Source organism: Pedobacter sp. (assembly GCF_037719805.1).
Lineage (GTDB): Bacteria > Bacteroidota > Bacteroidia > Sphingobacteriales > Sphingobacteriaceae > Pedobacter.
Map to the genome: position 1 here is coordinate 910,983 of NZ_JBBJLZ010000002.1, position 15,840 is coordinate 926,822.

12 protein-coding genes are annotated in these 15,840 nt (G+C 43.1%); 3 read left to right on the forward strand and 9 right to left on the reverse strand.

Going from position 1 to position 15,840, the window contains the following annotated elements:
• Window positions 1–12 precede the first annotated feature (12 nt).
• Both WKF66_RS08995 and WKF66_RS09000 read left to right on the forward strand, forming a co-directional pair.
• On the forward strand, window positions 13–669 hold the full coding sequence (locus tag WKF66_RS08995; RefSeq protein WP_489674096.1) for a peroxiredoxin family protein: 657 nt from the start codon (window positions 13–15) through the stop codon (window positions 667–669).
• A gap of 148 nt (window positions 670–817) precedes the next feature.
• On the forward strand, window positions 818–1,246 hold the full coding sequence (locus WKF66_RS09000; RefSeq protein WP_489674097.1) for a hypothetical protein: 429 nt from the start codon (window positions 818–820) through the stop codon (window positions 1,244–1,246).
• 4 nt (window positions 1,247–1,250) lie between these two features.
• Here WKF66_RS09000 and WKF66_RS09005 read toward each other — a convergent pair whose 3' ends face one another.
• The 8 genes from WKF66_RS09005 to WKF66_RS09040 all read right to left on the reverse strand — a co-directional run bounded on the left by WKF66_RS09005 (window position 1,251) and on the right by WKF66_RS09040 (window position 13,650).
• A complete protein-coding gene (locus tag WKF66_RS09005; RefSeq protein WP_489674098.1) occupies window positions 1,251–2,645 on the reverse strand; it encodes an FGGY-family carbohydrate kinase in 1,395 nt (464 codons plus the stop codon).
• 2 nt (window positions 2,646–2,647) lie between these two features.
• Entirely contained in the window at window positions 2,648–3,922 is a 1,275-nt protein-coding gene (locus WKF66_RS09010; protein ID WP_489674099.1) for a sugar isomerase, read from the reverse strand.
• A 10-nt stretch (window positions 3,923–3,932) separates the two neighbouring features.
• Window positions 3,933–6,053, reverse strand: a complete 2,121-nt coding sequence (locus tag WKF66_RS09015) for a bifunctional aldolase/short-chain dehydrogenase (protein ID WP_489674100.1) — start codon at window positions 6,051–6,053, stop codon at window positions 3,933–3,935.
• 12 nt (window positions 6,054–6,065) lie between these two features.
• Entirely contained in the window at window positions 6,066–7,148 is a 1,083-nt protein-coding gene (rhaT, locus tag WKF66_RS09020; RefSeq protein ID WP_489674101.1) for an L-rhamnose/proton symporter RhaT, read from the reverse strand.
• A 103-nt stretch (window positions 7,149–7,251) separates the two neighbouring features.
• Window positions 7,252–8,283: a GntR family transcriptional regulator gene (locus WKF66_RS09025; RefSeq protein ID WP_489674102.1), complete on the reverse strand. Its 1,032-nt coding sequence runs from the start codon at window positions 8,281–8,283 to the stop codon at window positions 7,252–7,254.
• Between the two features lies 1 nt (window position 8,284).
• Window positions 8,285–10,966, reverse strand: coding sequence for a glycoside hydrolase family 78 protein (locus tag WKF66_RS09030; RefSeq protein ID WP_489674103.1), 2,682 nt, complete (start codon window positions 10,964–10,966; stop codon window positions 8,285–8,287).
• 35 nt (window positions 10,967–11,001) lie between these two features.
• Complete coding sequence (locus WKF66_RS09035; RefSeq protein ID WP_489674221.1) at window positions 11,002–11,256, reverse strand: alpha-L-rhamnosidase C-terminal domain-containing protein; 255 nt, start codon at window positions 11,254–11,256, stop codon at window positions 11,002–11,004.
• A 15-nt stretch (window positions 11,257–11,271) separates the two neighbouring features.
• Window positions 11,272–13,650, reverse strand: a complete 2,379-nt coding sequence (locus tag WKF66_RS09040) for a family 78 glycoside hydrolase catalytic domain (protein WP_489674104.1) — start codon at window positions 13,648–13,650, stop codon at window positions 11,272–11,274.
• A 378-nt stretch (window positions 13,651–14,028) separates the two neighbouring features.
• On the opposite strand from WKF66_RS09040, the gene WKF66_RS09045 reads away from it, so the two are divergent.
• A complete protein-coding gene (locus WKF66_RS09045) occupies window positions 14,029–14,532 on the forward strand; it encodes a DUF6265 family protein (protein WP_489674105.1) in 504 nt (167 codons plus the stop codon).
• Window positions 14,533–14,539: 7 nt separating this feature from the next.
• Here WKF66_RS09045 and WKF66_RS09050 read toward each other — a convergent pair whose 3' ends face one another.
• Window positions 14,540–15,754, reverse strand: coding sequence for an alpha/beta hydrolase (locus tag WKF66_RS09050; protein ID WP_489674106.1), 1,215 nt, complete (start codon window positions 15,752–15,754; stop codon window positions 14,540–14,542).
• Window positions 15,755–15,840 lie beyond the last annotated feature (86 nt).

Here is a 15,840-nt window from a genome sequence, read left to right on the forward strand (position 1 = left end):
TAACTTAAAGCAATGCTTAAAGAGATAAAAAATACCTCCATCAGTATAAACGGCAGGAGGGCTAAGGGGATCGGCACTTCTTTGATTAGAAGCGTCTTTAGGCTTTCCATTTTTGGCTTTATAGTACTGAATTCTGCATATGCCCAGAATAACGAGTATGATAAGGCGATATCAAAATTTACAGGAGATAGAAAATATGATATAGAGCTTCCAGGTTCAATGGATGGTGTGCTTGCCCCCGAATTTGAAGGCACTACCCTTGGCGGAAAGCCTATTCGGCTTTCGAAACTAAAAGGGAAGGTTGTAGTCCTGAATTTTTGGTTTATTGCTTGTGTCCCATGTAGGTTAGAAATTACACCTCTGAATACAGTCGTTCAACAATTCAAAGGGAAAGATGTAGTTTTCTTGTCTATCGCAAGAGAAAAAGAAAGCGATCTTAAAAAACATCTGGAGTCTACCTCTTTTCTGTTCCAGACGATTGCAGACCCTAATTCTGCAATTGGAAATAAAACTTTTCACCTATTCGGTTATCCGACAACCCTCGTTATTGACAAAACCGGAAAAATAAGATACTACGCATTAGGAGGCAAAATCAACGAAGAAGCAGTTCACAAGGAACTACAGCATAAACTGGTTCCCGTCATAAGTAACTACTTGAATAAAGACTGATCTTGCGGGATTTATAAAAATTTAAGAATATTCCATATACGTTTATTTCATTATTCATTTAACAGGGCGTTAATACTAGTTTCAAATTGATTATGTACCTTTACAGTAATCATTTAAGTTTGCTATTTAACTATTAAACCCTATTATTATGAAAAGAATCATTACTATTTTAGTATTGTGCATTGTGGCCTTAGGCTGCAAAAAAGAAGAAGTGGCCACTGCAATGACACTCAATGGCACCAGCTGGGAAACCTCTTTAACTCCGCAACAAGACGCGGTCATTAAATTTGAAAAGCTTGAATTTACGTCAAGCTCAGAAGTAAGCTTCTATACAACATTCTCGGCAAGCAAACTCATGACCGCAGCCGGTAAAGCGAAGCTTAAATACACGGTCGAAGATGCCGGTTCTTCAACCCCGAAAATCCACATTACCGGAAATTTCAACAGTATGTCAGGAGCAGCAGGTTTGGGAAGTAAAGCCGATTTTACACTAACCTATGTTGCTGTATCAAGTGATGGCTTGCCACAACTTTCGATTGACGGAAAAAGGGGCTATTCAAAAGTCGTGTACAACTAACTTATTAAGATTGCAATACGGAATAATATTTTAAGCCAATAATGTCGTTAGGCATCGGCTTGGTGTTCCAGGATTTATGGATGGCAATGGCAGCTCCAACTGCTGTTGCCTGTGCCATATGAGCCGCAAAAACCTCAACTTTAGGAAAGGCTCTGGCTAACAGGTTCATAAAGATCACATTTTTGCTAAAGCCACCGTCCACAAATATTCTTTTAACGTTGGTACTTGATAACACCATTTGTGTTGAGATATATTGTGCATTCACTAAATCTAAAATAAGCTGGTGATAAGCAACAACATCTGATTCAATCTCTGAAAGGTCTCGGTCTCCAAAAGCAGACTCCTTCAGCGTTTTTCCAGTTTCAGATATTTGAGTAGCGCCATTAACACCTGCTAAAGTTTCAATGATTTTAGCGTCAAAAGGAACCGCACGATAGCTAATGATGTCCGTTCCATAGTGTGTGGCAATCCGTTTTACTTGCTGCTCATGTTCGTATCCGGCGAAAAGACGGGAAGCTTTCACAGGTTTCCCTTCATACTGCAAGTAGCAAAGGCAGTCGTTTTTTAATTCCTCAGCGGTTAATGGCGATGCATTAAACGGATTCAAACTTATACACCAGGTACCTGTAGATAGTAAAATAAAAGGCTCGGCGAAACTAACGAGATAAGGAATAAGTGCCGCAGAGCTGTCGTGAAACCCCGCACCAACCGCATAGTTATTACCTGGAAAAGCGGCCGGCATCACTTGATCGGCGCGCACAATAGGCGCTAACTTTTCAGCTATCCCTTCTGTATAAACCCATTCATGATAGTCATGTTTCTGGAAATCCCAAAGGTTGGTATGGCAGCCAATACTGGTGATGTCAGAATAGGCTTCTCCAGAGATGAGATAGCTTAGATATTGTGGTAAATGTAATGCGTACTTTGTCTTTTTAAACAGCTCTGGCTGCTCTTTTTTAAAGCGGTATAACTGCATCCCTGAATTTAAACTTCCCAACACAGGTGAGGCCGTGCGATTACTAAAGGCTTCTTCCCCGCCATAGTCGGCATAAAACTTTGCCTTCAGCGACTCAGGATATGCCTTAAGGTAATTGTACAAAGGGGCCAATGGTTTACCGTCTTCATCAATATATACGAAACTTGCGCCATAAGTCGCAAAATTAATCGACTTAACGGCATAAGCAGGGTTTTTAAACACTTCACGCAAAGAGTCAAAAATGGATAATCTTAAGCTCTCCAGATTTTCACAGGGCTCTCCATCTTCATCCACCGTTTCAATAAAGCGTGCCGTTCGTTCAAATACGATCTTGTAATTCTCGTCAAATAAAAACAGTTTCTTATTAGTTTTACCTACGTCGAAAACAGCAATGACAGGTATCGCATCAAGGTTTAACGTCATTCCTATAATCCTGTTGCAACGGTTTTGCTACCACGGTTCTCAATCAACTGTTCCCTAACCTTATATTGTCTGTATACACTCAAAGGATTGAGGGCTGCACCACTGCGTAATCGAGCCTCAGCTACCAGCGGACGCACATCTGTTCTAAAGGCCTCTTGTAAGATCTCCTGACAACGCGCCACATCACTGATCGCTTGTGCTGACACCAGGGCGTCGCGATCTACGGACAACGCCTGGGCGTAGGCAATCATTATCGCCTCGACCGACTGCAAAAGATCTTCCAACGGATCTTTAACATTGTGCGAAGCATCGATCATCCAACCTAAATCGGCTGCATGGTTCATGCCACGAGCGTCCATTCCCTCAACTAATTCATTAAAAATTAAGAATAGCTGATATGGTTTTATGCTGCCAGCAGTCAAGTCGTCATCACCATATTTAGAATCGTTGAAGTGAAACCCACCCAACTTTTCTTCCATTAGCAATAAAGAAACGATCTGCTCAATGTTTGCGTTAGGTAAATGGTGACCAAGGTCGACCAAAGTGTAGGCCTGCGGACCGAGTTTGCTGGTAAATAGCAACGATTGTCCCCAGTCCCCTACCGTTGTAGAGTAAAAGTTAGGCTCGAATGCCTTATACTCCACAAAAACCTTCCAATCTGACGGCAAAGCAGCGTAAATCTCTTTTAAGCTTTCCAGTGTATTCTGAAACGCTTTTCTAAAGTTCAACTGGCCAGGGAAACAGGATCCATCCGACAGCCAAATGGTCAAAGCTTTAGAACCGAGTTCAACACCTTGCCTAATGACCTCAATATTATGATCAATCGCCTGTTGCCTAACGGCTTTATCAACGTGTTGTAATGAGCCAAATTTATAGCTGAGCTCCTGATCCGGCTGATCCTGAAAAGTGTTGGAATTCATGGCATCAAAACGTAGACCATGCTGTGCTGCCAATGCTTTGATTGCCGTCGGATTATCAGCCGTATCCCATGGTATGTGCAGTGAAATCGCACCGCTCGACCCGTTTAACTTATGCAACAAACCGATATCTTCAATCTTTTCTTCTATGTTCCGTGGCTCTCCACCCGACGAAAAACGACCAAATCGGGTGCCCCCTGTGCCTAAAGCCCAGCTGGGGATAGCGATTTGAAAATCGACTAATTTGTCTACAATTGCAGAAGATCCAGGGATCTCAGCGCTGATAAAATCCAGCTTGCGCTGATGAGCTGCAACAAGGTCCGTATTGTGTGATGCAATCTGATAATTTTCTAGTTTCATAACCCTAATTTTAGCGAACAAATGCAGTAGCGACGCCGCCGTCTACATTCAAAACATTTCCTGTTGACTTATTTAATAGACCTCCAGTTACCGCAAAACAAGCGTTAGCGATATCTTCAGGCAAGATCACTTCATTTAATAACGTACGCTTTGCATAGAACGCAGGGAGCTCGGCCACAGTAATTCCGTAGGCTTTAGCTCTTCCTTCTGCCCATGCCCCAGCCCAGATTTTACTGTCTGAAATAACAGCGTCCGGGTTTACGACGTTTACCCTGATCCGGTCCACACCTAATTCAGCGGCATTCAATCTGCTTAAATGCAACTGCGCCGCCTTAGCTGATCCGTAACCGGCGTTATTCGGCCCGGATACCAAAGCATTTTTGCTGACAATGTTAATGACGTCGCCACCAATATCTTGCTTCCTCATTACATTAACACCTGCTTGAGTGATAAAAAACTGTCCTTTCACTAAAACGTCATAAAGGAGGTCCCAATCTTTCTCTGTATGCTCTTCAATAGGCTTAGAGATAGACAAACCAGCACAATTTACCACAATATCTACTCCTCCAAAAGCAAGAGCAGCACTATCAAAAGCCTCACGAATCTGTTCTCCATGCGTTACATCCAGCAAAGCAGTGCTGAAACTATCTTTCGGGTAAGTTGCGGCAAACCATGACTCGGCCTCCGAAAGTCGACCGGCGTCATTGTCATTGACCACCACTACCGCACCTTCGTCGATGAACTTCTTCGCAATCGCTTTTCCAATCCCACCGGCGCTACCGGTTACTAAAGCAATCTTTCCAGACAATGCCTTTGGCTTAGGCATACGCTGTAATTTAGCCTCTTCTAACAACCAATATTCGATGTTGAAAGCCTCCTGACGAGGTAATGAAGTGTAAGTTGAAATCGCTTCTGCCCCCTTCATCACGTTTATTGAGTTGATATAAAACTCTGCTGCAACTCTGGCCGTTTGCTTATCCTTGGAGAAAGAAAACATTCCAACTCCAGGATAAAGAATAATTACGGGATTAGTGTCTCTTATAGCAGGACTATTTTCATGCTTACAAGTCTCGTAATATGAGGTGTACATCTCTCTGTAGCCCTCAAATTCAGGAAGTAGTCGGGCTTTCAAAGCTGTGACATCGCTTAGATCCTCCGAAGGATCCAGGTTGAGTACTAAAGGACTGATCTTCGTCCTTAAAAAGTGATCCGGACAGCTGGTACCTAATGGTGCCAAAGTACTCAGGTCATTAGAATTAATAAATTCCAATACGCGGGTGTCATCAGTAAAATGACCGATCATATGGTTCTTGCTCGAGCATAAACCTCGCAGAACAGGCGCCAAAGCGGCCGCTTGCTTCTTTCTATCTGCCTCTTGTAAGCTTTCAATCTTTTGTCCGCCAAATACAGGTCCTTTTTTACCATAACTACCGGCAAGGTATTCTGCGCATTTCTCAACCACTTCAAGTGTATTGATATAGCTTTCATAGGCTGTATTGCCCCAGGTAAACAACCCATGAGATCCAAGCATAATGCCCTTGATCCCTGGATTCTCGTCCAGGCACTGTCTCAATTGCAAACCGAGATCAAAACCTGGCTTCTGCCATTCCACCCAACCGATCTCTCCATTAAACAATTCGGCTGTAATTGCCTTACCATCTTTAGCAGCAGCGATCGCTATGGCTGCATCCGGGTGCAAGTGATCAATATGATTGAAAGGCAGGAAACCATGTAAGGCGGTATCGATAGAAGGCGCTTTGGAGCTTAGATCATAAATGCAGTGGTTAAAGAGCTCTACCATTTCATCTTCATGCTCCAATCCACGGTAGATATTCTTCAGGCTTTCCAACCGATCCACGTACAAGGCTGCTAATCCACTTTTCTTCAACGTACCTATGTCTCCACCAGATCCTTTTACCCACATAACACGAGTTTGCTCACCCGTTAAGGGGTGTTTGGTCATCGCCTTGCAAGAGGTATTCCCCCCTCCGTAGTTAGTCAGACGCAAGTCCGCTCCCAATAAATTGGAACGGTAGATCAACAATGCAACTTCATCTCCTGCTAGTTCAGCAGCCTTTGCATCGTTCCATAAATAACTCACATGTTTGAAGTCAGTCGTTCTAACAGTCATAATTTGTCTATATTATATTTTTAGAGAATTACCATAGCCCACAATCAGCACTGATAGGATAATGATCCCGATGCCAGCTATAACGGTAATAAATGTTTTTCGTTGTACTCCGCTCCACTCTTTCAAAACCAAACCCCAGGCATTTGCAACGAGTATGATAAATGCCATGTGAAGGATCCAGGAACTAGCGCCATTACCTAATTTACTTTCGCCCATCCCGTAAAAGAAGAACTGCAAAAACCAGGTGGTGCCCGCCAAAGCAGAAAAAATGTAGTTCTTTAAAAGTGGTGTTTGGTTATTAGTGTAATCTCCAAACGTTTTATTGCGGAAATTCAACAGCATGCACCAGAAGAGGTTAGTCGTCAATCCGCCCCATAAGATGACGATGTAAGTCACATTGTTTTGGAAGAGGAACGCTCCTTGTCCCGGATGAAGCGCTTTCCAGGATTCATTGGCCGTATCTGCCATCACTTTTCCCGCATCAATACCAAAGGCGAAACAAGCACTTAGAACCCCTGACACGATGGAAACGATCAGTCCGATTCCCAATTTGTACTCCTTGTTTGATGGATCAGCCTTGCCGGATGCAATAAGATCTTTCTCTTTCATTCCTCCTGCTTTACCGCAAATGATGATCCCGATCACGCAAACAACCAGACCCGCTAAGACCCATTGGCCCCAGGGATTTCCGATCATATCATTGAAACTGTCTTTTCCAGCTTTCGGATTAAAATTATAATAGATAGATGGGATGATCGCGCCAAATACAGAACATAGCCCTAAAATAATCGAACTTCCAAGCGAAACACCAAGGTAACGGACGCCCAATCCGTAGGTCAGTCCGCCAATTCCCCAAAGCAAGCCAAAGAAGTAGGTCAGAATAAGTACCTGTCCATCAGTTGCTTTGATAATGTCCATATATCCTGGAATGGTCAGATAGGCCGCAATCGGCGGCACAATAAGCCACGAGGCCAATCCACCTACTATCCAGTAGCTTTCCCAAGCCCAGCCCTTTACCTTTTTAAAAGGAATGTAGAAACTACCGGAAGCAAAGCCTCCTATAAAATGAAATATTACTCCGAAGATTACTGGCATACCGTTTTTATAATTTGGTTAGATATTAGTTACTAATTTAAACGAACGGTTCTGCTAAACCGTCCTGTACTATCATGAAAGCAGGCCATTCGTGCCTTTTTTGTTATAATGAAGCGCGCTTGGTATAATAAAAAGGTACTTCTACATGTCTCTTAGAGTTGTCAAGGATCAGATCTGCTGCTACGGTGCCCATAAACTTGAAATCAGTGGAGATCGTAGTGATTCCATTCAGCAAGATCTTCTTCAGCGGGGTCTCATTATAAGAGATCACCCCAATGTCTTTCCCAATCTGAAAGTTCAAGCTGATCAATCGCTCCAGCAAAGTGACCAGATCTGCCTCCATCAGGTTGATAAAGACTTCCCCCTCATTGATCGGCTCGGTAATGATGTTGCTGACCACATGATGCGAAAAGGCGTATTGCTGACAAAACCTGTGAAATCCATCAAGAATCTCTTTGGGAAAATAGCTCTTCTTAGGGAAAATGATCTTAAGCGTATGGTATTTGCTTAACTCTTCCCTCGCCTCCTCCAGGGCATCATAAATGTTTTTCTCAAAGTTTTCGTAAGCAGCACCATACTCCCCATCAACGCCAGCAATCTTTTTATCCAGAAGGATTAGCTTCTCTTTAGGGATCTGATTGATAATATCACGGGCATATTCCTCTCCTTCAATAAAGTGGGGAATGATTACGTAATGAGAATAATTTTCCTTTTTATTGTTCAAGAACCGCTTAAACAACCTAAAATCGTTATTATAAACGTAAAAATCTACAGACACCTCATCGCCCAAAGCGGCAATAAAGGCATCGTAAACTATTTTCTTATGCGCACTTAACTTGTTAAAAAGCAGAAAGATCTTGAGTTTTTGCTTAAACTCTAAATTAGAGATGTAGTAGCCCTTACCGGGAACAGAATTAATCACGCCAAGATTCTTCAGGTACTTGTAACCCTTCTCGGCTGTATCTCTTGAAATCTCGAGCCGTATACTTAATTCGTTGATCGATGGCAACAGGTGCGCCTTATCCAGCTTCCCCTCTTCGACAGCATTGATGATCGCGCTTCCCAACTGTAAGTATTTTGGGGTTGCTGAGTATTCGTCAATACTAATGAATTCAAAGAAAGGAACGGGTTTCATCTTATCTGATTTCGTACAAATACTGTCCAGACGGAATACTAAGCTTATTGGCCACAATTTTACCCCCACTGTAGGCTTGTTTGCCAGCAGCTACCGGCAAATAGACGGTGGCAGTGGAGTTTGCAGGTATAGTCACTTTGTAGGTAACCGCATCGCCATTGCGTTTCCAGGAAGAAATAATCTCTCCGTATGGTCCTTTATGCTTCGCCTCAAACTGGTCTAGTCCGACCACAAAATTAGGTTTCAATATGACGTTTTTAAATCCTGCACCTTGTTCATCGGTTTTAATACCGCCGATTCCTTTGTAAATCCAGGCACCAATATCACCAAACATAATATGATTGAGCGAAATGTCACTTTTCGCATCAATTCTCCAGTTTTCGTAAAGTGTTGTCGCACCGTTTACAATCCACCAACCCCAGGAAGGATAGGTTTCTTGTGAAGCCACTTTATAGGCAAGATCAGAATAACCATTCTCACTTAAAGCATGTAATAACGCTTTTGCACCCAGGATTCCTGCATCAGGATGATTATTGCTTTCGCCAACCTTCTTCGCAAGGTTTGCAGCCACTTTGGCCTTCAGATTGTCCGGAACCATCTCCGCATACAAAGGCATAGCAAATTCAGCTTGTAAACCCGTACCATACATTCCAGTTGTAGTATTCAGATATTTGGTATTAAATGCATTTTTTATTTTGAGCGCTAACGCCGCATATTTAGTATAGTCATCGGTCTTATTCAATAGTTTAGCGGTCTTTGAAAGAATCACAGCATCGACATAATAGAATACAGATGAAGTGAATTCTACAGGCGGTTTAGTGCTTACCGGCACCCAATCTCCCAGGCCCCAGGTGGTTAAGCCCGACGGACTGATATCCCCGATATGGTCAACATATCTTTTAATGTTGTCATAGTTGGACCGAAGAATTCTATCATCACCATAGTATAAATACACATTCCATGGAATGATCGCAATAGTACTGGTCCAATCCGGGCCATTGCCCCACTCATATCCCCAACCATCTGTCGGAATTATAGAAGGCAAAACCCCATTCGGTTGTTGCTCATCACGGTGATCGGCCAGCCATTTCTCATAGATCGTAATGCCATCAAAGTTCATCAGACCTGTTTCCACCGCAATGTGTGCGTCACCAGTCCATCCGTTTTTCTCCCGCTGCGGACAATCTGTTGGATAACCAAAAAAGTTAGACAAGTAGGAATTGTTAGTCGCAAACCAGATTTTATCCAACGTTGGATTGGAGGATTTGATCTCCCCAATCGGAGGAACATCGCTGTGCATAAAATATCCAACCAAACTTCCTTTAGTCAATGTAATCGGTTTACTACTCGTAACCTCCACATACTGGAAGCCTTTATAGTTGAAATGCGGAGTAAAGTTTTCTTCTCCCCTCCCGTTTAAAGTCAAAATATCTACCTGAAAAGGGTCTGTATTATCCGTCGGACGATAGTGCTGGTCAATATTAGACATATCTGCTCTGCCATTTGCTGACAATCGCTCCGTGTGTTTCAGTTTCACAACTGTTCCTGACTCTCCATTCAGACTAATCTGACTAACTCCGGAGATGTTTCTTCCAAGGTCAAATATGTAGGTCGTATCATTTACTTTACTCAAGGATTTCGCGGGGATCTTCTCTACGTTTCTTATCGGATGCAAAGACTGTGAAACGATGTTATCTGAAGGCGCACTTCTGAAAGTGCAGTTGCCCCATTTCGAATCATCAAAATTGACAACATTCCATCCCAGTTGTTCCTGTCTCGCATCATAATGCTCGGCAGTATAGATGCTGTTGAAGGTAACAGGACTTAAAGCTGTTTTCCATTCTCTCCCCGAAGTCACTGTTTCCACCGTACCATCTGTATAAGTAATCCTTAGATCCAGACAAAACGTTGGCCGGTTCCTCCAGGGTGCTTTATGAAAGTCCCATACCGCCGTAGATTGGTGATTGTACCAGCCATTTCCCAACAAAACGCCTACGGCATTTTTTCCGTTCTGCAGTTGAGCAGTTACATCATAGGCAACGTAAAGCGTACGCCTGTCGAAACGGGTATACATCGGATCCATCCTGTGATTTCCAACTTTCCTGCCGTTTAAATACAGTTCATATAAGCCGCCACAAGCAATGTAAGCCCTCGCTGTTTTAATTCTCTTTTCTGCAGAAAAAACCGTTCTAAAGTAAGGAGCAGGCTTAACCTCCACTCCATTGTTGTCTGAAATCCATGAACCCTTCCAGTTCGTCATCGACATTAACCCAGTTTCAAAATTGGTCAACGCAGTGGTGGAGCTCGCTAACCCATCTTTGCCCCAAATTTCTACCAACCAATAATACTTTGTGTACGGTTCCAATGCTTTCCCTTTATAAACAACCAGGCTAATGGAGGACAGCAGTTTACCTGTATCCCAGGTGAGGCCTTTTTTCTTCACGACCTCCGCAGAATCCTTTCCCACATAAACGCGATAAGCCAACTGCTTTGCACCCTGACGCAGGTCTTTCATCATCCATGATAAACGTGGACTAGGAACATCTATTCCCAAAGGAGCAACAAGGTGTTCGGTTTGCAAGTCAATCGGTTCTGTTTGCGCCCTCCCGTATGCCTGCGTCGACAACGCAATGCACACGAATAGCAGTGAAGCATGGAAGGTTCTCCGTAAAGTAGGTTTCATTTTGTGTATTTCGTTGTTATACAATGTTAAGACATTTAGTACTTATATTCATAGTGATATTTCCCAGAGCCGATTTGTTCCTTTTTGCCACTAACTGGAAGCACAACTGTTGCTTTTGCATTTGCAGGAATGCTAACATCTAATTTAAAGAGACCATCAGCAAGCGTCCATGCCGACTTAACAATGCCGTATGAAGTATCCAGTTCAGCAGAGGCACTGGTCAGCTTTCCTCCCGGGATGGGCTTGATCAGGATTTCTTTATAGCCCGGGGCAGTTGCAACAGCATTTATCCCCGCTACATTTTTTTACATCCAGTCCCCAATGGCGCCATACGCATAATGGTTGAATGAGTTCATATCTGGCGTTTGAAAACTTCCATCAGGCTTAATCCCGTCCCATCTCTCCCAAATTGTGGTCGCTCCCATTTTTACCGGATACAACCATGAAGGATAACTTTCTTGCATGAGCAGATCATAAGCAACGTTTTCATGTCCAAATCTGCTGAGTACATGACACAGATAAGGTGTTCCAAGGAAACCGGTTGTCAGGTGGTTGCCGTAATCTCTTATGTTGGCAACAAGGCGATCCGAAGCCTGAGCTCTCAAATTCTCTGGAAGCATGTCAAATTGCAGTGCGAGAACATAAGCGGTTTGTGTGTTGGATACCAGTTTGCCACTAGGGGTCATGTATTCCTTAACATACGCTGCTTTAATATTTTGCAATAAATTGCTGTACTTTTCAACGTCTTCTTTCTTACCTAACACATTAGCCGCATTGATCAATAACTGAGTGGAGTGGGCATAGAACGTTTGAGCGATCATATACTTATCGGTCACAGCGGCACGGCCGTCATTGTCGTCATTCGGACGATAAAACAACCAGTCTCCGAAATGGAATCCGGTGTTCCATAAATCGTTTTTTGCTTTTGAAGTAATGAAGCCAACCCATTTCTGCATGCTTTCATACTGCACCTCCAAAATCCGTTTATCCCCATATAACACGTACATGTCCCATGGAATCACTGTACCTACGTCGGCCCAACCTGCAGCACCACTCTGACCGTCGTCCATTACATTTGGAACCACATGCGGAATAGCCCCCGTGGGTGTTTGATCAGCCTTAACGTCTTTCAGCCATTTGGTGAAAAACCCTGACACATCCATATTATAGGCCGCTGTAGCAGCGAATGCCTGAGCATCACCAGTCCAACCAAGTCTTTCATCTCTTTGTGGGCAATCAGTCGGCACATCAACGAAATTCCCTTTTTGTCCCCACTGGATGTTGTGTTGCAATTGGTTTAGCAAAGGATTTGAAGTACTGAATTTACCAGTTGTGTGCATATCAGAATACAACGCTACTCCGGTTAGATCATCGAGCTTCAATTCCCCGGGATAACCTTCCACCTTAACATATCTAAAACCCTGGAAGGTAAAATGTGGTTCAAACACTTGCTCCGCCCCATCTTTAAGTATATAGTGATCCTGAGCCTTAGCTGTACGAAGGTTCTCGGTATAAAAGTTACCGGCTTTATCTAAAACCTCTGTGTGACTTAAAGTGATCTTTGTACCCGCCGGGCCTTTTGCCTTCAACATGACCCAACCCACCATGTTTTGTCCGAAGTCGACAACAGTCTCGCCGTTTGGCGTCTTAAAGATCTTAAGCGCTTTAAAGGTCTCGTGTTTTTTTACAAGTGGTCCACTCATACCAACCAACTGTTCGGTGCCCTTTTCTAAGATCCTTACTCCTTTCCAAGAAGCATCTTCGGAATATCCGCTTACCATCCATCCTTCTTTTTCACGCCTCGCATCATAGGTTTCCCCATCATACACATCAGAGGCCAGTATAGGTCCGTTGCTAGACTTCCAGCTCTCATCGCTGTTTATGGTTTCTTTTGTGCCGTCGGTAAACTCAACTTCCAGCTGGAATAGTAATGCCCTGGTGTCTCCATAAAAATTATGCTGACCACCAAAACCGATTCTACCTTTATACCAGCCATCTCCAAGTGTAACCCCTATTGCATTTGCTCCTTTCTGTAGGGAGTTGGTAACATCATAAACCTGATACTGCAAATGCTTCCTATAACTGGTCCAACCCGGTGCAAAATAATAATCGCTCACTCGTTTTCCATTGATATGAGCTTCGTAGAGTCCTTTTGCAGTCATATAGACCATTGCAGAACGTACAGTCTTTGTTAAAGATATCTCTTTTCTGAACAATGGACTGATCTTCGAACTGTCTTTTCCTTCCACGGTAATCCATTTACCCGTCCAGTCTGCCGCTTTCAATCCGGTTTGAAAGTGTTGTATGGCCGACCACGGGGAAGTATTTCCATGGTTATCTTTTATCCGTACCTGCCAGAAGTAACGGGTTTTTGAACTGAGGTTAGGTCCTGAATAGGCAATTAAAACAGACTGGTCAACAGCCTTATTACTGGCCCAAAAGGGCTTACCGATTGCAGCAGTCTTACCTACTCTGATTTCATAGTTCGTTTGTACCGTACTTTTTACACTAGAATTTATTTTCCAGCTAAAACGCGGTTGGGGATTATCAATATTAAGTGGATTTACCAGATGCTCGACCTTTAAATCGTATAGAGAAAGCTTTTGTGCCATCGCGTTACCTGAAAAATTGAACAAGAAAAGTAAGCTCAGTAAGGTCACGAGCCTGTTAGAGTGCTGGTTCATAATTGGTTAGTATTTAGAATAAAGTAACTTATAACTTCACTAGTATCCATAATAATTTCCATAAAGCCGTCATGCACTGTCCTGACGAGTCCCATCCCTAATTTAAGCATTTCTTAATAACGAACCCTATATCTGTCTGAGACAAGTGGAGCTCTACGAAGCCCTTTCCAAAGTATTGCTAAAGCGTATCTAGGGCCGTTAGCCCTAGCAAGGCCCTAGCAACCCCCTAGCAACGCCCTAGCAAGGCCCTGGAAACCTCGGACAAATGCAAATCCTAACATAGCTATACACACACATAATTCTCAATAAAATTAGCTTTATGAATGCTTCATCCCAGGCTTTTTGTATCTTTAAGATCAACCAAATTAATCCACTGTTATGAAGCATTCCTTATACCTAACACCCCTGTTAATGATTTGCCTTGCGTTAAATTCAAATGCGCAAACAGCCGGAAAAGTCGGTTCAGTGGCTGATGTCAGTTTCATTGAAGGTCACTGGCAAGCTAAGACAGCAGAAGGCCAGACCATAGACGGGGTTTGGCTTGCTCCGGTAGGAGACAATATTTTAGGTTTTATGCGCTTTATGAAGGACGGTAAAGCTGCCCTTTATGAAATGCTGGCCTACGAACAACAAGACAAGGGCTTCGTTTCCCTGGTAAAACATTTCCAACCTGGATTGATTGGTTCAGAAGATAAAGACAAGCAGGACCGTTACGCTTTTGTAGAATCCGCAAAAGACCGCGCAGTATTTCAGAAAGAAGGTGAAGATCTCCGAATATTATACGAAAAACGCGGCGCCAATCAATTTGTTATTGCCAGAGGTAACCTTCAGGAGGGTAAGTGGGTGTTTAAGGACCTATTCTTATTCAATAGGGTGAAATAGATCAGGCCTATTTATCGATAGACATGATCCATGGCAACACATCCACCATCATACTGCTGGCTGCTGTAACGTGTGTACCACGAACCGGCGTGAGTGTTACTTTGGTTGCTCCAGCAGCAATAAACGCATCATAGGTGGTTTGGCTACTTTTGTAAGGCACAATTTCATCTTCCGTACCATGATATAAACGGGTGAGGCTTTTAGGGTACCAGTCAAAAAAACTATTTGTCCTCAATGCCGTTTTCAGCACTGCTTCTTTCCCTGTAGTAATTAAATCAGCACTAAAAGTAGGTGTAAACAGGGTCTTGAGGTTTACAGTAAGTTTTGAGTTGATGGCCGGACCATCGATATCGCCCTTATATAAATTCGGAATTGCCGCTGCATAAGGCTCGCTGAAAATAGTGTTAAGTGACCGGTTCCAACCGTAATGGGTATTGTATGCCATCAATAGATAGGTGAGGTAAGCAGCGCCCATCGACTGTTCGCTTTTTGCAACTTCAGTGAGCATTGTACTGAGGTCAAAGGCGCCGGCACCGGCTGCAGCGGCAGTGAGGGTTAACCCAAGGGCTGGATTGGTTTCAATCTCATGCTGTGCAGCTAAAGTGGCATAACCACCTTCAGAATATCCGACCAAAAATAACCTGCTGCTGGTTGTAAATTTCTTACTTTCAAGATATTCCTTTGAAGCCTTAATCATATCTACAACCGCAGCGGCTGTGGCTTCTTTTATATAATACGGATGAAAAGCACTCTCAGAGCTTCCAAACCCAATATAATCTGGTATCACAACTACATAACCCATAGCAGCAAGCAGTTCATACCCAGTAGAAGTATTTGTGGAAAAACGAGAAGGCGCGGAACTCTTTAGGAAACGTGTTTCATGCTGACCGCTGATTATGGAAGGGTTTGCAGGACCATTTTTTGGCAATCCAATCAATCCTGAGACCTCTATTACTTTTCCCTGATAAGTTGTCCTGTAAACAATCTTAAAGAAGTCTGTGGAATAATTTATTAAGGGATTCAATGCCGTTCCAAATCCCATTAAACTGGCCTGTTGCTGCATTTCTACTTTCGTTAAGGATCCTGCTGCTGTAGCGGAGACGAAGGGAGTTACGACAACCGGGTCTATAGGCTCTAGAGGGGAATTGGAACTGCTTTTCTTACAGCTTAAGAATGCAGTTGCAAGAAGCATAGAGAAAACTAATTTATGGAATTTAAGCATGGAGTACTGGTTTACTCAAACTTACAGAATAATTTACCATGAAAAAACAGATTCGTTACAGAAACTTTATTAAGAAATAAAAAAAT

Coding starts and splice junctions, on each gene's coding strand:
- WKF66_RS09045 (WP_489674105.1), top strand. CDS start 14,029: ATGAAGCATTCCTTATACCTAACACCCCTGTTAATGATTTGCCTTGCG.
- WKF66_RS09040 (WP_489674104.1), bottom strand. CDS start 13,650: ATGAACCAGCACTCTAACAGGCTCGTGACCTTACTGAGCTTACTTTTC.
- WKF66_RS09050 (WP_489674106.1), bottom strand. CDS start 15,754: ATGCTTAAATTCCATAAATTAGTTTTCTCTATGCTTCTTGCAACTGCA.
- WKF66_RS09010 (WP_489674099.1), bottom strand. CDS start 3,922: ATGAAACTAGAAAATTATCAGATTGCATCACACAATACGGACCTTGTT.
- WKF66_RS09030 (WP_489674103.1), bottom strand. CDS start 10,966: ATGAAACCTACTTTACGGAGAACCTTCCATGCTTCACTGCTATTCGTG.
- WKF66_RS08995 (WP_489674096.1), top strand. CDS start 13: ATGCTTAAAGAGATAAAAAATACCTCCATCAGTATAAACGGCAGGAGG.
- WKF66_RS09025 (WP_489674102.1), bottom strand. CDS start 8,283: ATGAAACCCGTTCCTTTCTTTGAATTCATTAGTATTGACGAATACTCA.
- WKF66_RS09015 (WP_489674100.1), bottom strand. CDS start 6,053: ATGACTGTTAGAACGACTGACTTCAAACATGTGAGTTATTTATGGAAC.
- WKF66_RS09005 (WP_489674098.1), bottom strand. CDS start 2,645: ATGACGTTAAACCTTGATGCGATACCTGTCATTGCTGTTTTCGACGTA.
- WKF66_RS09000 (WP_489674097.1), top strand. CDS start 818: ATGAAAAGAATCATTACTATTTTAGTATTGTGCATTGTGGCCTTAGGC.
- rhaT (WP_489674101.1), bottom strand. CDS start 7,148: ATGCCAGTAATCTTCGGAGTAATATTTCATTTTATAGGAGGCTTTGCT.